We start from the raw sequence: 18,061 nt of genomic DNA on the forward strand, positions 1-18,061 counted from the left end.
GGAACTTATGGATGAGCTTTGCTACTGCTTGGGTATACGGAAGATCGTTGCCCCGTCGCGCTGGTGGAAGGCGCCTGCTGAAACGCTTCCGGTGCCCAAGAGACCCTAGAAAATCCGTTGGAGGGACCAAATGGATACGAAGACAAACCTCGCCGGCAAATGTCCGGTCATGCATGGCGGCGCCACTGCGCTTGGCAATTCCGTCATGGAATGGTGGCCCAACGCGCTGAACCTCGACATCCTTCACCAGCACGATACGAAGACCGATCCTCTGGGCAAGGCTTTCAACTATCGCGAGGAACTCAAGAAGCTCGACGTCGCGGCGCTGAAAGCCGATCTGCGCGCGCTGATGACCGATAGTCAGGACTGGTGGCCGGCCGACTGGGGCAGCTATGTCGGGATGATGGCCCGCGTTTCCTGGCACGCCGCCGGTTCCTATCGCGCCGCGGACGGTCGTGGCGGTGCCGGCACCGGCAACCAGCGTTTCGCGCCGCTCAACTCCTGGCCTGACAACGTCAACACCGACAAGGGTCGCCGCCTGCTCTGGCCGATCAAGAAGAAGTACGGCAACAAGATCTCCTGGGCCGACCTGATCGCGCTCGCCGGCACCATCGCCTACGAGGTCGCCGGCCTGAAGACCTTCGGTTTCGCTTTCGGCCGCGAGGATATCTGGGCGCCGGAAAAGGACGTTTATTGGGGTAATGAAAAGCAATGGCTCGCCCCGAGCGACGGTCGCTATGGCGACGTTTCCAAGCCCGCCACGCTGGAAAACCCGCTGGCCGCCGTGCAGATGGGCCTGATCTACGTCAACCCGGAAGGCGTCAACGGCAAGTCAGATCCGATGGCGACGGCCGCGCAGATGCGCGAGACCTTCGCCCGCATGGGCATGGATGACGAGGAAACCGTGGCGCTGACCGCCGGCGGCCACACCATCGGCAAGTCGCACGGCAACGGCAAGGCAAGCAATCTCAGCCCGGACCCGGAAGCCGCCGGCCCCGAATTCCAGGGCCTCGGCTGGATGAACACGCATGGCCGCGGCATCGGCCGCGACACGGTCGTTTCGGGCATCGAAGGCGCCTGGACCGCCGAGCCGACCAAGTGGGACAACGGCTTCTTCGAAATGCTGTTCAAGCATGAGTGGACGCTGACCCATAGCCCGGCCGGCGCTTCCCAATGGGCGCCGATCACCATCGCCGAGGAAGACAAGCCGGTCGATGTCGAGGATCCCTCGATCCGCGTCATGCCGATGATGACCGACGCCGACATGGCGCTGAAGGTCGACCCGATCTACCGCGAGATTTCGCTGCGCTTCCGCAACGATTTCACGGCCTTCTCGGATGCCTTCGCCCGCGCCTGGTTCAAGCTGACGCATCGCGACATGGGTCCGAAGTCGCGCTATCTCGGTCCGGACGTGCCGGCGGAAGACCTTCTGTGGCAGGATCCGATCCCCGCCGGCGCCAAGGACTATGACGTCGCCGCCGTCAAGGCGAAGATCGCCGCATCCGGCCTTTCGGTCGCCGATCTCGTCGCCACCGCCTGGGACAGCGCCCGCACCTTCCGCGGTTCCGACTTCCGCGGCGGCGCCAACGGCGCGCGCATCCGCCTTGCGCCGCAGAAGGATTGGGAAGGCAACGAGCCGGCGCGTCTGGCCCGCGTTCTCGCCGTTCTCGAGCCGATTGCGGCCGCGACCGGGGCCAGCATTGCCGACGTCATCGTGCTCGCCGGCAATTATGGCGTCGAGCAAGCGGCCAAGGCGGCCGGCTTCGACATCGCCGTGCCGTTCGCGCCCGGCCGTGGCGATGCCACCGCCGAGCAGACCGATCCGGACGGGTTTGCGCCGCTGGAGCCGCTGGCCGATGGTTTCCGCAACTGGCAGAAGAAGGATTATGTGGTGAGCCCGGAAGAGCTGCTGCTCGACCGTGCGCAGCTCATGGGCCTGACCGCGCCGGAAATGACGGCGCTCATCGGCGGTCTGCGCGTCATCGGCACGAACCATGCCGGCACGAAACACGGCGTCTTCACCGACAGGGTCGGCGCGCTGTCGACCGATTTCTTCGCCACGCTGACCGACATGGCCTATTCCTGGGTGCCGACCGGCAACAACCTTTATGACATCCGCGATCGCAAGACCGGCGCGACAAAGTACACGGCAACCCGCGTCGATCTCGTCTTCGGCTCGAACTCGATCCTGCGCGCCTATGCGGAAGTCTATGCCCAGGACGACAACAAGGAGAAGTTCGTCAAGGATTTCGTCGCGGCCTGGACCAAGGTCATGAACGCCGATCGCTTCGATCTGGCCGCCTGATAACGGTCGCGCCATGATCAAGGCCGTCCCCCAACGGGGACGGCTACCTTCGAAGGTTCAGTGGCCCTTGGCGGGCTTATCGTCCGGCTCGCTTTGCGGCCGGCCGCCGCGCCCTGCCGGCGATTGTCCGGCCCCTTCATGCGCATGCGCCTCCGGCCCTGCGACGATCGTTCCCGGCTTGGTGCTATCCCTGTGCCCGGTCTTTTTCGGGTCGGGCATGTCCTTTTGCTTGTCCATATCGTCCACCTTTTTTGCAAGACGCATACATAACGGCGCCGCCTCGGATCCGGTTCCGCCGTCAACGCCCTCATGAAGCGCGGGCATGGGCGTTGGCCGCGTTTCTTCAGAGCCCGCGCGTCACGATGTCGAGGCCGCTGAGCAGGAAAAGGATCGCTACCCACAGCACGGCGCCGGTGGCGGCGATGCGGGCAAGGCCGTTTTCCTCGCGCAGATGCATGAAGAACCAGAAGACGAGGGCGGCCTTTGCCAGGGCGATGACCAGGCTTGCCGCCAGTCCCACACTTCCCCGCAGGAGCATGCTGGAAACCACGGTGGCGGCGAGCAGCGCCATCAGCGCCAGCCATACGCTCAGGATCTGCATCGCTTTCGGCATGGGGCGTCACCTCGCCAGATAGAGAAGCGGAAAGAGAAAAATCCAGACGATATCGACGAAATGCCAGTAGAGCCCGATAACCGTCACCACGATGGCCCGGTCCGGCAGCGGCAGGCGGCCCGCCATGGAGCGGATCAGCAAACCCGCCAGCAGCAGCACGCCGATCGTCAGATGAATGGCATGCAATCCGCTCGAGATCAGATAGAAATTCATGAACAGGTGCTCGCCGGCCTTCGACAGCGCCGCGCCGCTTCCTGGGACCGGCAGCAGTCCCTCCCGATATTCGAAACGATATTCCATCGCCTTGACGGCAAGGAAGGCCAGGCCCAGCAGGGTCGCGCCGCAAAGCCCGAGCCGGACGGGCGCTGGTTTTCCCTCACGCGCTGCCGCTACCGAAAGCGCGACGAGTGCGCTGGAGGTCAGCAGCACGGCCGTATTGAGCGCGCCGAGACCCAGATGCATGCGTTTCGATGCAGCCACGACATCCGGCGCATGGCTGTAACGCAGCCAGGCTATGACCAGGAACAGGCCGCCGAACAGCATGATTTCCGTGGCGAGGAAGATATAGGCGCCCATCATCGCCGCTTCCTGCTGGCGTTCCGGGGTGGAGTAGGGCTCGCGCAGGCGGGTGATCTCGTTCATCGTTCCGCCCGCTCGATCGGATAGTTGTAGGGTGGTTCGCTCACCACCGGCAGCGTATCGAAATTGTGCTGTGGCGGCGGCGACGGGACGGTCCATTCCAGCCCCTTGGCGCGCCAGGGATTGTCGCCGGCCGGCTTGCCGTAGCGCATCGAATAGAAAAGATAGACGAAGGGGACGGCATAGGCCACGGCGAGCAGGCTGGCGCCGGCGGAGGAGAGCACATGCAGCGGCTGGAACTCCGGCGCGTAGACATGGTAGCGGCGCGGCATGCCCCAATAGCCGAGCAGGAATTGCGGAAAGAAGGTGAGGTTGAAGCCGGCGAAGATGAAGATCGCCGTCAGGCTGCCCCAGATCTGCGAATAGCGCCGCCCGACGATCTTCGGCCACCAGTAATGCAGGGCCCCGAAAAACGCCGACACCGTTCCGCCGACCATGATGTAGTGGAAATGGGCGACGACGAAATAGGTGTCGTGGACGTGCAGGTCCAGCGCCAGCATGGCGAGCATCAGTCCCGTAAGCCCACCGACCACGAACAGGCCGATGAATCCCATGGCGAAAAGAAAGGGCGGATCGAGCGAGATGTCGCCTTTGTACAGCGTCGCCGTCCAGTTGTAGACCTTGATGCCCGAGGGGACCGAGACGGCGAGGCTGAGCAGCGAAAAGGCGGCGCTGGCATACATGGATTGTCCGGCGACGAACATGTGATGCCCCCAGACGAGAAAGCCGATGACGGCGATGGCGATCGACGAGCCGGCGACGAACTGGTACCCGAAGATCGGCTTGTGCGCCGCCGCCGCGATCAGTTCGCTGACGACACCGAGCGCCGGCAGCACCATGATGTAGACCGCCGGATGGCTGTAGAACCAGAACAGATGCTGGTAGAGCAGCGGATCGCCGCCAAGCGCGGGATCGAAGATACCGAGGCCGAACAGCCGCTCGGCGACGATCAGCGCCAACGTGATCGACAGCACCGGCGTCGCCAGCACCAGCACCAGCGAGGTGGCGTAGATCGACCAGACGAACAGCGGCAGGCGTCGCCAGTACATGCCGGGACAGCGCAGCTTGTGGATGGTGACGATGAAGTTCAGCCCGGTCAGGATCGAGGAAAAGCCGGCGATGAACACCGCCGTCGCCGCGAGCACGACATTGCCGTTGGCGAAGCTGGAGGACAGCGGCGTGTAGAAGGTCCAGCCGGTATCGACGCCGCCGCTGACCACCACGAACAGCGTGAAGCAGCCGGCCATCACGAAGATGTACCAGCTGACCAGATTCAGCCGGGGAAAGGCGAGATCGCGCGCGCCGATCATCAGCGGCACCAGGAAGTTGCCGAACGTGTTGGGGATGGACGGGATGAGGAAGAACCAGACCATGATGACGCCATGCAGCGTGAAGGCGCGGTTGTACCCCTCGTTGGTGAGCAGGTCCGCCTGCGGCGTCAGCAGGTCCATGCGGATGAGCGCGGCTGCCGCCCCGCCGACGAAGAAGAAGAAGGTGACGGCGAAAAGATAGAGGATGGCGACGCGCTTGTGATCGGTCGTCAACAGCCAGGAGCGCAGGCTGTGGCCGGCGCGCAGGTAGCTGACGCGCTCGGCCCCGGTTTCCGGCACGCCGTGCTGCGAAACCGTGTCCGGGAAGAACTCGCTCTTATCGGGCACGGACATCGAAATCCTCCCCGCCGAGTGACTGGATATAGGCGACGAGCATCAGCAGTTCCTCTTCGCTGAGCGTGTTGGCGAAGGTCGGCATGATGTCGGGGTAGCCGGCCGCCACCTGCTTGTGCGGCAGCAGGATGCTGTCGCGGATATATTGAGCGTCGGCGGTGACGATTTCCCCCGATGCCAGCGGCACGGCGCGGCCGTACAGCCCTTCCAGCCGGGGTGCGTGCACGGTTGCGGAAGGACCATGACAGCCGCTGCAGCCGCGGGCGCGGAAGATTTTCGCGCCCGCGGCGGCCAGCGTTTCGTCGGCCGGGGCGCGCTCCAGCCAGCGGCTGTAGTCCGCCGCATCCAGCGCGATGAACTTTCCGCCCATGACGGAATGATCCGTGCCGCAGAACTCGGCGCAGGCAAGGCCGAAGACGCCCGGACGGTCGGCGGTGAACCACATCGTCGTATAGCGCCCCGGCACCACGTCCTGCTTGAGCCGCAGGGAGGGGATATAGAGGCTGTGGATGACATCCTGCGAAGCCATGACCAGCTTGACCGGCCGTCCGACGGGAACATGCAGCTCGTCGATTTCCCCTTGTCCCTCGGGGTGCTGGAATTTCCACATCCATTGCTTGACGACGACGTCGATGGTCAGCGCGTCGGCCGGCGGCGCATAGCGCGTGGCAAACAGCGCCGTCGCCCAGGCGAAGAAGCCGAGCAGGCAGAGGAATGGGATCGCTGCCCAGGAGATTTCCATCCAGGCGCTCTTTTGCGGCGGGTGGACGCGGTTGGCCTCCTTGCCCCGGCGATATTTTACCGCAAAGGCGGTAATGAGGATGAAGACGGGAGCCGAAAGCGCGATGACCAGCGACAGGAAGGCTAGGGCGAATATATCGACCTGGCGGCTATAGGCCGACGCCTCGGCGGGCAGGAGGAAGGCGAGGAGATCACGCATCGCCGCGCTCCTTGCGGCCGCGGCGCTCGCGCAGCAGGGCGAGGCCCAGCCCGCCGAGCATGATGCCGGCCGTGGCGACACCGGCGAGGCGCAGGGCCGTCCAGATGATCGGGGAATAGCGTCCGGTCACCGGGTCATAGTGATAGCAGAGCAGCAGCAACTGATCGCCCCAGGTGCCGATCCGGCCGCGCCCGGCTTCCGTCAGCGCCAGGGCGAGATCCTCGGGGGCGGGCTGGAGGCCGTAAAGCCAGCGGCTGAGCCGGCCGTCCGCCGTAAGCACGGCCGTGGCGGCGATATGGGCATACTGGCCGATTGCGTCATCCCATCCATAGCGATAGCCGAGTGCATCGGTGACGGCGGCGATGTTTTTTCGCGAACCGGTCAGCGCGTGAACGGATGCGGAAAGCGCCGGATAGCGGCGCTGCAGATCCGCAAGGCTGTCGCGGGCATCCTGCGGCACTTCCTTCGGGTCGATGCTGAAGGCGATGATCTCGAAATCCCGCCCCGGCTTGTAATCCTGGACCCGGATGGCCTCCATCAAGCCGGAAAGCGTGACGCCGCAGATGTTCGGACATTTGTGCAGCAGGGGAACCAGCAGGATGGGCCGATCGTGTGCGATGCCGGCAAGCGTCGCCGGGGCACCATGTTGATCGATGAAGGGAATCGCGAGCGGCACCTGCGCATCCGACTTTCGATCGATACCGGCGGTTTCGAACGGGTTGAATGCAGCGGCGGCGGGCGCAGCGCAGAGCAGGCTGGAAAGCAGCAGGAGGATAGGGGCGCGCATCACTGCTCCTCCTCATCCGGCCAGCCATGGGCGGCAAGCAGATCCATGGCCCTTGCGATCGGCACATGAGCAAGCCCTCGCCGCTGGTCGCTCCAGCCATAGGTTTCCAGCCGTGTCTTCGCCGCCTGTTGCAGGCGGTCGCCATCGGCGCGCGGATCGGTCTCCAACCTGATCCCGCGGCGCAGCGCCGAGGCAGCGGGCTCTGCTGCGGGAGGGCGGTCGAAGGAAACGATCAATACGGCGGCCACCACGCAGAAGGCGGTAATCACCACCAGCAATGCGGCGGCGACCAGCAGCCATCGCGGGCGCAGATCGCTGGTCTCGACGGAGGAGAAACGAGTGAGCGCTTTCATGCCCGCATCCTTTCCGTTCGTCCCCAGGCGAAAAGGCGGCGGGCGAGGGGTGCTGCAAGGGCGCCACCGGCTGCCGCCATCAGGAAGCAGCCGAAGCCGAGCCATGCGGGGCCGTCGATTTCCGGCAGGATGAGCCAGCCGATCTCGACCAGGCTGGCGAGCAGTGTCACGGCTGCAATCCCCTTTAGCCAGTTGCGGCTGCTGCGGATCGGGGTGAACAGCAGCAGGAACGCCGGCAGCAAGCGGAGCGCTGCCAGCAATGTCTCCGCCACGCCCCAGAGACCAACCCCGCGGCGCGCAAACCATGCCGCACCCGGCGGCAGGTTTCCGGACCAGAGAATGAAATACTGCATGAAGAAGAAATAGGGCCAGCACAGCAGCAGGGTGAGGAACAATGCGCCGGTAAGGGAAACGTCGCCATCGGACGGTTGCCGCAACCGCAGGAGAAGCATCGCCGCGAAAGCGGTCAGCATCTGCAAGGCCAGAATATAGAGACCGAAGCCGGAGGAATGGAAATTCGGATCGAGGGACTGGATCAGGTCGGTGGCAAGCAGGCTGTCGAGCAGGACGAAGCCGATGCTGCCCGCGACGGCTACGGCGCGCCCCGGTTTCAGCGCCATCCGCAGGGAAAGCAACGCCGCGAAGACGAGGATTGCGACAAGCCGCAGGCTGAAAAACACCGGCGAGAGATAGACGGCCTTGAACCCGGTGAGAGTGTCGCCCGAAGTCCAGGGGTAGAGCCGGGAAAGACCGGCGAGCAGGGGAATGGCAAGAACAGGCAACCAGGGCGTCAGCACGGCGAGAAGCCTTGCCTCCGCTTCCACGCAGGCTTGCCAGCGGCCGGGAATGATCCAAGTCAGCGCGAGGAACAGCAGGCCGCCGAGCAGGATGCCGCTTGCCAGGACGAAAGCACAGAGCCAGCCACCAAGCGCTGCGGCCGGCGTGAAAGGCAACGGCGCAAGCGACAGGACCAGAAGGGCAAGCCCGGCCCATTCGGCGAGGTGGGGAGACGCGCGTCCCGGTGTCATGAGCCGCTCTCCTCAAGACGCCGGCGCTCGTCCTCGTCGAGAGCGGAGGCCGGCATGGACTGGCTGATCTGCAGCGCGCGGATATAGGCGGCGATTGCCCAGCGATCGCGGGGCTCTATGCGGTCGGAATAGCTGTACATCGCACCGTAGCCCGCGGTAATGACATCGACGAAATGGCGGCTGGGCGCCGCCTTCAGTCGGGCCTCGTGGAAACTCGGCGGCTGCGGAAAGCCGCGCGACGGAATGCGCCCGTGGCCATCGCCGGTCAGGCCGTGGCAGGGGGTGCAATAGATGGCGTAGCGCTCCGCCCCGCGTTGCAGCAGGGCGGGGGTGAGGGGCGGGCGGTTCTGCAGCGCGGCCATGCGGGCGGGATCGTCGCGCGCCAGCGTGCCCTCGGGCGGGGCCTGCAACGCCTTGCCATCGGCGAAGAGTTTGCTCGGCTCGTCGGAATCGGAACGCGGCTGGCGCCCCATGTCGTTGCAGGCGGCCGGCAGCAGGCAGAGGAGGACAAGCAGGATCGCGCGTTTCATTCCGGCTCCTCCGCCTTGCCGACCGTGTGGACCGCGCGCGGCGCAAGGCTTTCGAGGAAGCCGCGCGCAAAGGCGGGCTCGAAAGACGCGTCATCGCCAAAGATGATCAGGAAGAAACGATCGACATTGACACGCTCGAAGCCCGGCACGTCGAAGACAGGATGGTGCAGGCGCGGCAGGCGATTGAGCACCAGCATGCCGAAGACGGCGGCCAGCACCGCAAACAGCACGGCCAGCTCAAAGCTGACCATCAGGAAGGATTGCCAGGCGAAAAGCGGCCGGCCGCCGATATCGATCGGGAAATCCCCGATTGCGAAAACCTGCATGCCGTAGCCGAAGACCGCGCCGAAGATGCCGCCTGCCAATGTCAGCAGCGCAAGGCGCCGGTCATGAAAGCCGAGCGCCTCCGGCATGCCTTCCAGCGGATAGGGCGAATAGCTGTCGAGGCGGGAAAAGCCGGCGGCGTGTGCTTTTCGCAACGCCTCGACGAGACGCTCGCCATCGTCGAATTCGGCGATGAGGCCGAAGGGTTGCAGATGGGCTTCCGGTTCACGCATCCTCCAGCCTCCCGGTCTTGCGATAGGCTTCCTTCACCTCGAAAGCGGAGATGACCGGCAGATAGCGCACGAACAGCAGATAGGGGGTCAGAAAAACCCCGAGCATGCCGAGGAACAAGGCCCATTCCCAATGGCTCGGGCTGTATTCTCCCCAGGATGAGACGAGCCGGTCGCGATAAAGCGCCGTGGTCAGCAGCATGAAGCGCTCGAACCACATGCCGACCGTCACCGAAAGCGCCACCAGGAAAAGCAGCAGCGGTTTTCTGCGCAGCCGCGCGAACCAAAGCATCTGAAGCGGCAGGAAATTGAAGATAACGGCGGCCCAGTAGCTGTAGGCATAGGTGCCCGTCAGCCGGTCGCGGAGCGTGTCGATGTCGGGACCCTCGCCGGAATAGAGCGCGTCGAACACCTCGGCGAGATAACCATAGGCGGTCATCAGGCCGGTGGCGAGCAGGAAGAGAGCGAGGCGGTCGAGATGGCGGTCGGTGACCAATCGGTCGAGGCCGAGCGGATGGCGGATGGCGATCGCGATCATCAGCACGACGGCAAAGCCGGAAAAGGCGGCGCCCAGCACGAAATAGGGCGGGAAGACGGTGGAATTCCACCCGGGAACCGGGCTGGCCGCAAACAGCAGCGAGATCTCCGAATGCACCGAGACGACCAGCGGCACGGCAATCGCCGCCGTCAGCCGATAGGCCTGCTGCCAGCGCGCCCAATGCCGTCCCGATCCGCGCCAGCCGAGCGCGAGAAGCCCGTAGACGACCTGTCGCCCCCGGCTTTTCGCCCGGTCGCGTAAGGCTGCGAGATCGGGAACGATGCCGATATACCAGAACAGCAGCGACACGATCAGATAGGTCAGCACCGCAAAGAAATCCCACGCGAGCGGGCTCTTGAACTGCGGCCAGAGATCCATCGTGTTCGGATAGGGCGCCATCCAGTAGAACAGCCAGGGCCGGCCGAGATGCAGGATCGGATAGAGACCGGCGCAGGCGACGGCGCACAGCGTCATCGCCTCGGCAAACCGGTTCAGCGAATTGCGCCAATGCCCGCCGGCGATCAGCAGCAGCGCCGAAATCAGCGTGCCGGCATGGCCGATGCCGAGAAACCAGACGTAATTGGCAATCGCGAGCCCCCAGTTGACCGGGATATTGATCCCCCAGACGCCGACCCCGTTGACGAACAATACGACGGCGGAGACGAAGAAACAGCCGAGCAGCGCCAGCGACATGCCGAAAAACAACCGCCACAGGCGCGGATGCGGAAAATCCAGCGGTATGGAGACGATGTCCTCGGTGATGGCGCGGTCGGCCTGGCGGGAAAAATCGCTCATCCTTCGCCTTCCTCCGGCCGGATCCGGGCGAGATAGGTGGTGCGCGGGCGAGTATTGGCTTCCTCCAGCAGCGTGTAATTGCGTGGGTCTGCCTTGGTGCGGCTGACGTGCGAGCCGCGGTCGGCGATGTTGCCGAAGACGATCGCCTGCGTCGGGCAGGCCTGCTGGCAGGCGGTCACGACCTCCCCGAGCGGCTGGTTCTCCCGGTCGGCAGCGATGCGGGCTTCCTCGATGCGCTGGACGCAATAGGTGCATTTTTCCATGACGCCGCGGCTGCGCACCGTCACCTGCGGGTTGCGCATCGCCTGCACGGAATCGGCATCCCCGGCGGTGTAGTTAAACCAGTTGAAGCGCCGCACCTTGTAGGGACAGTAGGAGGAACAGGTGCGCGTTCCGATGCAGCGATTGTAGACCTGCAAATTGAGGCCGTCGATGCTGTGGACGGCGGCGTTGACCGGGCATCCCATCTCGCAGGGCGCCTGCTCGCAATGCATGCAAGGCACCGGCTGGAAGGCGTCTCCCGGCCCATCGGTATAGTGATCCACCCGCAACCAGTGCATGGCGCGCCCTTGCGCCACCATCGCCTTGCCGACGACGGGAATGTTGTTTTCGGCCTGGCAGGCGGTGACGCAGGCGTTGCAGCCGATGCACAGATCGAGATCGATCGTCATGCCCCAGCTCGGATCCTGCGGCGGTCGGGGCGGGTAGAAGTCGGCGGCGGCGATATCGGTCTCCACCGCCTTTTCGCGGGCGGTGACGGATCGGACGAAATCGCGCCCTTCCTGCTGCTGATGCGGCTGGGTGAAGGCAAGCGGCACAGTTTTGCCGAGCGGCGTCAGCGTCAGGCCATCGCAGCGCCACGGGGTGCTGCTGCGCCTCAGAAGCCCGGCATCGTGGCCGATGCCCTCGGAAAGGCCGCCGGCAATGGCGCGGCCGTAACCGAGGGTCAGCGCCAGCGTCTCGTCGGCCTGACCCCTGGCGATGAAGACCGGGCCTTGCAGGCGGATGTGTCCATCCGACACCTCCACCATGTCGCCATCGGCGAGCCCGTGCCGGGCGGCGAGCGCCGGGGCGATCTGGACGACATTCTCCCAGACGAGCTTGCTCAGCGGCTTCGGGGTTTCCTGAAGCCAGGCGTTTTCGGAAAAAACGCCGTCCCAGACGGTGGCGTCAGGCCGGATGAGTGCCGCCAGGCCTTGCCTTGGCGGGCTTTTCGTTTCCAGTTCGAGCGAACGGTCGCGCACGGCCGGCGACAGCGGTTCGGGCCGGCTGCCCTCGACAAACCCCTTGAACAGCGCCGCGCGCCATTTTTCCTCGAAAGCCTCGCCCCATGCGTTTCGCCAGGTGCCGGAGACGAGCGCCCGGTCGTCATTGCCCTCTCCGCCAGCAATGATGTCGAGAAGCCCGTGGCGCGAACGGACATCGAAGAAGGGCCGCACCAGCGGCTGGAGGATGCCTGTCGTGCCATCGACGGCGCGGGCGTCGCTCCAGCTTTCCAGATCGTGCTGCAAAGGCAGGTGCCACTGCGCGCGCGCCGCCGTTTCGTCGAAGTGCAGACCGGCATGCAGAAGCAACGGCAGTTTTCCCAGCGCCGCCGTGAAATCGAGATCGGGGAGGGCATGGTAAACCGGGTTGGTATCGAGACAGAGCAATGTCTCGACCTTGCCGGCTGCCATGTCCGCCACGAGGTCGGCGATGCTTTCCGCCTGCAGGCTCTCGAATGGCGAAGGGGAGAAATGCAGGGTTCGTCCCAAGGCCCCGAGCCTTTCATTGATCAGCAGGCCGAGCTTGACGAGTGCCGCTGGCTGCGTCGTGCCGACCGTGAGCAGCGTGCGGCCTTGCGTCGCTGCCGCCAGCGCTTTCGAAATCCACGCCTCCTGCTGCGAACCCGGAGCCGGGGCATCGATGCCGAGACCGAGGCGGGCAGCGAGCGCTCGCAGGAGCGTGGCGGTTTCGTCCGGGGCGAGGGCAAGGCGCTGGTCTGCCACGGCGCCGGTAGCGCTCGGTACGGCTTCGGCGACGAGGAGTTGCACCCGTCGATCACCCTTGCGTCGCGCGGCGCCGAATTGCACCGCGTTCAGCGTCTGGCGCGGGCCGGGGCCGAGGAAATCGTCTTCGATGGCAAGGATGGTACTGGCTTGGTCGAAGCTCGGCTGCAGCGTCAGCGATTGACCGAACAGGCTTTGCGTGGCCGCGCGTTCGGCCGTGAACAGGCCGTCGTCCAGAATATGCCAGCGCGCCAGCGGCCAGCGCGCCAGCAAGGCGCGGATCTGCCGGGCGAGCGTCGGCGAGGAGAAGGGGCCGGTCAGCAGGCGAAACCCTTCACCCCTGCGCCGATCCATCGCGGCGGCATTTTCCGTCGCCCATCGACGGAAGGACGCCCAGCCCACCGGCGTGCCGAGCCGCCGCGGTCCGCGCGAGCGGTTGGGATCGTAGAGGCCGAGCAGCGCGGCCTGGGTGAAGGCATCGCTTTTGCCCTGCGCGGCAGGATGGTCCGGATTGCCTTCGAGCTTGACCGGCCGTCCGGTATAGGTCTTGCCCAGCACCGGCTGGGCGAGGCCGCAGAAGGTCACCGCCGTCGCATACCATTTGGCGATGCCCGGTGTCACGCCTTCGGGCTGGCGGACATAGGGAAGGGCGTTCTCGTCATGGTTTCCCGTGCAGCCGACGAAACCCGCCAGCGACAGCGACGCCCCCATCAGCTTCAGCAGGTTGCGCCGGTCGATCTCGGCCGGTGGGCGGCGATTTGGCTCTGTTGTGGGATCAAAGGGCATTGCGGTCACCTGTGACAGACATTGCATTGGGTGAGCTTGACGGGGTCGATATGTTCGACCCTGACGCGCAAGGCGGCGTATTGCCGATGACTTTCCACACTGTCGTCCCAGCCGGACCAATCCATGCGCGTTACTTCACCGGGCGGGCGCAGCGCCGGTCCGGGGTTGCGGTGGCAATCCAGGCACCAGTTCATGTGAAAGGAATGGGCCGCCGCCGTCAGCGGCATGCGGTCGATGCGGCCATGGCAGGTGACGCAGGGCACGCCCTTGGCGACATGGGCGGAATGGTTGAAATAGACGTAATCGGGAAGCTTCGAGACGCGCTGCCAGATCAGCGGCTTGTCCTGCGCCAGGCTGAGGCGCACCGGCGCAAGCATCCCGGCATTCGTCCAGATCTGCGAATGACAGGTCATGCAGACATGGGTGGCGGGAAAACCGGCGCGGCTGCTGGTCTCGACGGCGCCGTGGCAGTAGCGGCAATCGATACCGAGATCGCCGGCATGATGGCGGTGGCTGAAAGGAACAGGCTGATCGCGCACCCAGCCGACCACAGTGCCATATCCCTGGGACGCATAACCAGCGACGATCGCAAGGACGAGAGCGGCAGCCGCCATCAGCAGCATCGCTCTCAACCGCGTATCCGCCGAGGCGGTAAAAATCTGCGCCATGCCGCGCTTCCCTTCGCGCATGCACCGGCCGGCTGCCACGGCGGTCGAATCCGGTCAGAAAGTCGGCGAACGGCAGTTCAACACGGCCGGGCCGGCATTTGTTCCCTGCGCTTGTGGAAAAAGCACGCGGCGGCGGGATCGCCGATCAAGAGGTTGCCTAGCGGTTCGGATCGCCCAGTTCTCGGACGACCGCAAAGAAGGCATGGATGGCCTTGCCGTTGCGGCGATCCTTCAGGCAGATCAGCTTTTCGTGCATCGTCAATGGCTGGTGGTCGAGGGCGATCTTGACGAGGCGCGGATCGTCGTCGAATTCGGCCTCGGAAACGATGCCGACGCCTATGCCTGTCGCGACGAGACGGCGGACGGCTTCGCGGCCTTCCGCCTCGATGGCGTAGCGCAGCGTCACGCCTTGCGCTCGGGCGAGTGCCTCGAACATCTGCCGCGTACGCGAACCTTCCTCGCGCATGATCAGCGGCCATGCGGCCAGCGCGTCGAGCGACATGCTCGCACGGCCGGCGAGGGCATGTGATTTCGCGACAAACAGCACCACCGGCGAGAGGTTGAGCGAAAGCACCTCGAACGGGCGGTCGTCGCGCAGGTCGCCGAGGACACCGATATCCACCTGATAATTCAGCAGATCTTCGACGATCTCCTCCGAATTGCCGCCGACGATCCTGATCTGGATGCCGGGAAAGCGGGTCTGGAAGACGGTGAGCGCTTCGAGCACGTGATCGACCGAGTCCGCGGCTATGCGCAGCGTGCCGGCCCGCAGCGAGCGCTCCTCCTGCAGGACGCCCAGCGCTTCGCCTTCCGCGTCGAATAGGCGGCGGGTTGCGACCAGCAGCCGGGCGCCAGCCGGCGTCAGTTCGATCTGCCGGCGTTTTCGCACGAACAGGGCGACATCATAGGCCTCTTCCAGCCAGCGCACCTGATCGGAGATTGCCGGCTGCGTCAGCCGCAAGGCGCGCGCAGCCTGCGAAAAGCTGCCGGACAATGCCACATGGTGGAAAGCGCGAAGCTGGACATAGCGCATGGACGGGCCCTCCGGGTCACTTCATGATATCGAAGAATTCTTAAATGAAAGCTATATTATCGATTTTATTCCCTTTGAGAAAGATGCGATGGATTTTGCGTAGCGACGATCGGAGAAAGCGATGAAACCGACTGAATCCACGCTGGTTCACACCGAAGGCGAGGCCAACACCTCCGCCGCACGCGGCGCCTGGAATGCCCGGATCGGCGATCAGCGGACCAGCGCGCTGGTGGCGCGGGATGCCGCCGCCTTTCTGCACCAGAGTCTCTCGAGCCCCTGCCTCAGCGCCATCGCCAGGGTGGAAGGGATCTGGATCGAGGATATGGCGGGGCGGCGCTACATGGATTTCCACGGCAACAGCGTCCATCACATCGGCTATGGTCATCCCAGATTGAAGCAGGCGATCAAGGCGCAGATAGATGACCTTTGTTTCGCGCCGCGCCGTTTCACCTGTGAGCCGGCGGTGGAACTTGCCGAGACCCTGGGGCGGTTGGCGCCGGGCGATCTTAGCAAGGTGCTGTTCACCACCGGCGGCTCGGATGCGATCGAGGTGGCGCTGCGGCTGGCGCGGGCCGCGACCGGCCGTTTCAAGACGCTGTCCTTCTGGGATGCCTTCCATGGCGCCGGTTTCGGCGCTTCCAGCGTGGGCGGCGAGGCGACATTCCGCTCCGGGATCGCCGGTCCGCTGCTGCCGGGCGCCGAGCATGTCGCACCCTGGGCCAGCCGCCGTTGCGCCTATGGCCACGACGATCTCGAAAGTTCAGCCCGCGCCTGCGCCAACATGATTTCCTACGTGCTTGGCCGCGAAGGCGATTTCGCGGCTCTGGTTGCAGAGCCGATGCGCGCGACCCCCAATCCGCCGGCGCCGGGCTTCTGGAAAATGGTGCGCGAGGCCTGCGACCGGCATGGGACGCTGCTGATCTTCGACGAGATCCCGACCGGCCTCGGCAAGACGGGCCGTTTCTTCGCCTGCGAGCATGACGGCGTCATCCCCGATATTCTCGTGCTCGGCAAGGCGCTCGGCGGCGGTATCCTGCCGATCGCCGGTGTGATCGCGCGGCGCGATCTGGATGTCGCCGGGGATTATGCCATCGGCCATTATACCCACGAAAAGAACCCGGTGACATCGAAGGCGGCGCTGACCACGATTGCCATCATCCGGGAAGAGGGTCTGGCGGAGCGGGCCGCCGAACTCGGCGCTTATGCCATGGACCGGCTGCGCAGCCTCGGCGAGCGCTGCACCGCCATCGGCGACGTGCGCGGCCGCGGCCTGCTGTTCGGCGTCGAAATCGTCGCCGACCGCGCCGATTTCGCACCCGACAACGGACTGGCCGAACGCGCCTATTATCGCTGCCTGGAAGCAGGGCTAAGCCTCAAGATCAGCCAGGGCAACGTCATGACGCTCTCGCCGCCGATGGTGATTGCGCGCGACGATCTCGACAGGGCGCTCGCCATCGTCGAACAGGCGATTGCCGCCGGCTGATCGGGAATCGACCGGAATCTCAGTCTCCCAGCACCTGGCGATCGTCGCCGTCGCGCCGTCTGACCAGTTCCTCCTTGATGTTGCGCAGGGCCTTCGTGGCCTTGCCGCGGTCGGCGTAGGCGACGAGGTTGGCAAGGATGTCGATGGCTGCGAGATAGGCATAGCGGGTGGAGGTGGGGCGGAAGATGTTCTTGCCCTCGGGCAGGTCGATGGGAATGACCACATCGGCGGCGGTGGCGACCGGCGAGCCGCTCTGGGTGATGACGATGGTCGGGATGGCGCGCTTGCGCAGCACGTCCAGACAATCGACGACGCCGAGGTCACGGCCGGTAAAGGAAGAGGCGAAGACCACCGTACCGGGTAGCGCGGAGGCGGAAAGCATGATGTTCATGTTGTGATCGTTGGAGGAATTGATGCGGCAGCCCAGCCGGAACAGGCGATTGTGCAACTCATTGACGATCATCGCCGAATTGCCGCTGGCGCCGAAGGCATAGATGAATTCGGAACCGCGCAGCAGGTGGGCGGCCTGGTTCATCGCCTTGAGATCGATCTGGCGATGGAACTGGAACAGCGCGTTCTGCGCCTTGGCGACGATATCCTCGGCGACTTCTTCCGGTGTCGCGGTTGGCGTCTCCGGCACCAGGTAACGCAGGCCGACATAGGGCATCTTCGCCAGTTGCACCTTGAAATCCGAATAGCCCTGGCAGCCGAGCCGCCGGCAGAAGCGCGTCACCGTCGGCGGGGAAACGCCGGCGCGCTCGGCAAGCTCGCTGATCGAGGCATTCATCACCGCCTCGACATCCTTCAGCACGAGATGGGCGAGCTTCTTGTCCAGGCCGGCAAGCCGGCCGTCTTCGTCTGAAAGGGCGTGGAAGAGATCCATTGACGGCTCCGGTTCGAACTGACGGCCCACGGGCCGCAACGCGTTCATGAAAATGAATTTCTTTCGAACGCGGTTTCATACCACACTATTGGCGGGCGGCAATGCGATTTCAGGCGAAGGCATTTCCTGAGTGTGTTTCGAGGCGCGGCTTTCGGGACATTCTTTTGACGATACAATCGGTTGATTTCACATCGATCCCGACTTGGGGAGCGATTTGGTCCAGCCGCGCGGGCGAAGGCGGTCTCGAAATTCGGTTTCAGCGTTTTCAGCGGTGTTGCGGCGACGAGGGAGTGCCTTATTTGAGAGAATACAATTTAACTTTTTGATTTATAAGGAATTTAAGTCGATCTGGTCTAGCGTTTGCCGTTTTGGTTGATTTAACGATTTCATGAAATGCAAAGCTGAAAGAAATCAATTTTCACAATTCATGCTGCTTACCGAAAATCTGATTGACTTCGATCCATTTATTCCTTA

Annotated in this window: 17 protein-coding genes; 2 read left to right on the plus strand and 15 right to left on the minus strand. The window is 64.4% G+C overall.

The window, feature by feature from the left end:
- Nucleotides 1–130 precede the first annotated feature (130 nt).
- The gene (katG, locus tag P7F60_RS24895; protein WP_277920398.1) at nucleotides 131–2,305 is read left to right on the plus strand and encodes a catalase/peroxidase HPI; all 2,175 of its coding nucleotides are present in this window, start codon (nucleotides 131–133) and stop codon (nucleotides 2,303–2,305) included.
- A 57-nt stretch (nucleotides 2,306–2,362) separates the two neighbouring features.
- Here katG and P7F60_RS24900 read toward each other — a convergent pair whose 3' ends face one another.
- From P7F60_RS24900 to P7F60_RS24965, 14 genes are all read right to left on the minus strand, one after another.
- Entirely contained in the window at nucleotides 2,363–2,629 is a 267-nt protein-coding gene (locus tag P7F60_RS24900; RefSeq protein WP_277920399.1) for a hypothetical protein, read from the minus strand.
- 19 nt (nucleotides 2,630–2,648) lie between these two features.
- Complete coding sequence (locus P7F60_RS24905) at nucleotides 2,649–2,918, minus strand: cytochrome C oxidase subunit IV family protein (protein ID WP_277920400.1); 270 nt, start codon at nucleotides 2,916–2,918, stop codon at nucleotides 2,649–2,651.
- Between the two features lie 6 nt (nucleotides 2,919–2,924).
- A complete protein-coding gene (locus P7F60_RS24910; protein ID WP_277920401.1) occupies nucleotides 2,925–3,560 on the minus strand; it encodes a cytochrome c oxidase subunit 3 in 636 nt (211 codons plus the stop codon).
- Nucleotides 3,557–5,221 carry a cbb3-type cytochrome c oxidase subunit I gene (locus P7F60_RS24915; RefSeq protein WP_277920402.1) on the minus strand — a complete coding sequence of 555 codons (1,665 nt, stop codon included), beginning with the start codon at nucleotides 5,219–5,221 and terminating at the stop codon, nucleotides 3,557–3,559. The genes P7F60_RS24910 and P7F60_RS24915 overlap by 4 nt, the downstream gene beginning before the upstream one ends.
- Nucleotides 5,205–6,161 (minus strand): cytochrome c oxidase subunit II, encoded by a 957-nt coding sequence (gene coxB, locus P7F60_RS24920; RefSeq protein ID WP_277920403.1) that lies wholly within the window; start codon nucleotides 6,159–6,161, stop codon nucleotides 5,205–5,207. The genes P7F60_RS24915 and coxB overlap by 17 nt, the downstream gene beginning before the upstream one ends.
- Nucleotides 6,154–6,948 (minus strand): SCO family protein, encoded by a 795-nt coding sequence (locus P7F60_RS24925; RefSeq protein WP_277920404.1) that lies wholly within the window; start codon nucleotides 6,946–6,948, stop codon nucleotides 6,154–6,156. The genes coxB and P7F60_RS24925 overlap by 8 nt, the downstream gene beginning before the upstream one ends.
- Complete coding sequence (locus P7F60_RS24930) at nucleotides 6,948–7,301, minus strand: hypothetical protein (protein ID WP_277920405.1); 354 nt, start codon at nucleotides 7,299–7,301, stop codon at nucleotides 6,948–6,950. The genes P7F60_RS24925 and P7F60_RS24930 overlap by 1 nt, the downstream gene beginning before the upstream one ends.
- Nucleotides 7,298–8,329: a hypothetical protein gene (locus P7F60_RS24935; RefSeq protein WP_277920406.1), complete on the minus strand. Its 1,032-nt coding sequence runs from the start codon at nucleotides 8,327–8,329 to the stop codon at nucleotides 7,298–7,300. Before P7F60_RS24935 ends, P7F60_RS24930 begins: the two co-directional genes overlap by 4 nt.
- Entirely contained in the window at nucleotides 8,326–8,859 is a 534-nt protein-coding gene (locus tag P7F60_RS24940) for a cytochrome c (RefSeq protein ID WP_277920407.1), read from the minus strand. The genes P7F60_RS24935 and P7F60_RS24940 overlap by 4 nt, the downstream gene beginning before the upstream one ends.
- Nucleotides 8,856–9,416 (minus strand): DUF3341 domain-containing protein, encoded by a 561-nt coding sequence (locus P7F60_RS24945; protein ID WP_277920408.1) that lies wholly within the window; start codon nucleotides 9,414–9,416, stop codon nucleotides 8,856–8,858. Before P7F60_RS24945 ends, P7F60_RS24940 begins: the two co-directional genes overlap by 4 nt.
- Entirely contained in the window at nucleotides 9,409–10,746 is a 1,338-nt protein-coding gene (gene nrfD / locus P7F60_RS24950) for an NrfD/PsrC family molybdoenzyme membrane anchor subunit (RefSeq protein WP_277920409.1), read from the minus strand. Before nrfD ends, P7F60_RS24945 begins: the two co-directional genes overlap by 8 nt.
- Entirely contained in the window at nucleotides 10,743–13,520 is a 2,778-nt protein-coding gene (locus P7F60_RS24955) for a 4Fe-4S dicluster domain-containing protein (RefSeq protein ID WP_277920410.1), read from the minus strand. The genes nrfD and P7F60_RS24955 overlap by 4 nt, the downstream gene beginning before the upstream one ends.
- A 5-nt stretch (nucleotides 13,521–13,525) precedes the next feature.
- The gene (locus P7F60_RS24960; RefSeq protein WP_277920411.1) at nucleotides 13,526–14,188 is read right to left on the minus strand and encodes a cytochrome c3 family protein; all 663 of its coding nucleotides are present in this window, start codon (nucleotides 14,186–14,188) and stop codon (nucleotides 13,526–13,528) included.
- Nucleotides 14,189–14,345: 157 nt separating this feature from the next.
- The gene (locus P7F60_RS24965) at nucleotides 14,346–15,221 is read right to left on the minus strand and encodes a LysR substrate-binding domain-containing protein (protein ID WP_277920412.1); all 876 of its coding nucleotides are present in this window, start codon (nucleotides 15,219–15,221) and stop codon (nucleotides 14,346–14,348) included.
- A gap of 121 nt (nucleotides 15,222–15,342) precedes the next feature.
- On the opposite strand from P7F60_RS24965, the gene P7F60_RS24970 reads away from it, so the two are divergent.
- A complete protein-coding gene (locus P7F60_RS24970) occupies nucleotides 15,343–16,704 on the plus strand; it encodes an aspartate aminotransferase family protein (RefSeq protein ID WP_277920413.1) in 1,362 nt (453 codons plus the stop codon).
- 19 nt (nucleotides 16,705–16,723) lie between these two features.
- Here the strand turns inward: P7F60_RS24970 and P7F60_RS24975 are convergent, their stop codons facing one another.
- Nucleotides 16,724–17,587: a MurR/RpiR family transcriptional regulator gene (locus P7F60_RS24975; RefSeq protein ID WP_277920414.1), complete on the minus strand. Its 864-nt coding sequence runs from the start codon at nucleotides 17,585–17,587 to the stop codon at nucleotides 16,724–16,726.
- Nucleotides 17,588–18,061: the final 474 nt, after the last annotated feature.

The sequence above is a fragment of the Rhizobium sp. YJ-22 genome, assembly GCF_029601685.1.
In the GTDB taxonomy this organism is placed as follows: domain Bacteria; phylum Pseudomonadota; class Alphaproteobacteria; order Rhizobiales; family Rhizobiaceae; genus Metarhizobium.

Coding starts and splice junctions, on each gene's coding strand:
- P7F60_RS24960 (WP_277920411.1), bottom strand. CDS start 14,188: ATGGCGCAGATTTTTACCGCCTCGGCGGATACGCGGTTGAGAGCGATG.
- P7F60_RS24955 (WP_277920410.1), bottom strand. CDS start 13,520: ATGCCCTTTGATCCCACAACAGAGCCAAATCGCCGCCCACCGGCCGAG.
- P7F60_RS24930 (WP_277920405.1), bottom strand. CDS start 7,301: ATGAAAGCGCTCACTCGTTTCTCCTCCGTCGAGACCAGCGATCTGCGC.
- P7F60_RS24945 (WP_277920408.1), bottom strand. CDS start 9,416: ATGCGTGAACCGGAAGCCCATCTGCAACCCTTCGGCCTCATCGCCGAA.
- P7F60_RS24965 (WP_277920412.1), bottom strand. CDS start 15,221: ATGCGCTATGTCCAGCTTCGCGCTTTCCACCATGTGGCATTGTCCGGC.
- P7F60_RS24925 (WP_277920404.1), bottom strand. CDS start 6,948: ATGCGCGCCCCTATCCTCCTGCTGCTTTCCAGCCTGCTCTGCGCTGCG.
- katG (WP_277920398.1), top strand. CDS start 131: ATGGATACGAAGACAAACCTCGCCGGCAAATGTCCGGTCATGCATGGC.
- P7F60_RS24905 (WP_277920400.1), bottom strand. CDS start 2,918: ATGCCGAAAGCGATGCAGATCCTGAGCGTATGGCTGGCGCTGATGGCG.
- P7F60_RS24970 (WP_277920413.1), top strand. CDS start 15,343: ATGAAACCGACTGAATCCACGCTGGTTCACACCGAAGGCGAGGCCAAC.
- P7F60_RS24910 (WP_277920401.1), bottom strand. CDS start 3,560: ATGAACGAGATCACCCGCCTGCGCGAGCCCTACTCCACCCCGGAACGC.
- nrfD (WP_277920409.1), bottom strand. CDS start 10,746: ATGAGCGATTTTTCCCGCCAGGCCGACCGCGCCATCACCGAGGACATC.
- P7F60_RS24975 (WP_277920414.1), bottom strand. CDS start 17,587: ATGGATCTCTTCCACGCCCTTTCAGACGAAGACGGCCGGCTTGCCGGC.
- P7F60_RS24940 (WP_277920407.1), bottom strand. CDS start 8,859: ATGAAACGCGCGATCCTGCTTGTCCTCCTCTGCCTGCTGCCGGCCGCC.
- coxB (WP_277920403.1), bottom strand. CDS start 6,161: ATGCGTGATCTCCTCGCCTTCCTCCTGCCCGCCGAGGCGTCGGCCTAT.
- P7F60_RS24935 (WP_277920406.1), bottom strand. CDS start 8,329: ATGACACCGGGACGCGCGTCTCCCCACCTCGCCGAATGGGCCGGGCTT.
- P7F60_RS24915 (WP_277920402.1), bottom strand. CDS start 5,221: ATGTCCGTGCCCGATAAGAGCGAGTTCTTCCCGGACACGGTTTCGCAG.
- P7F60_RS24900 (WP_277920399.1), bottom strand. CDS start 2,629: ATGCCCGCGCTTCATGAGGGCGTTGACGGCGGAACCGGATCCGAGGCG.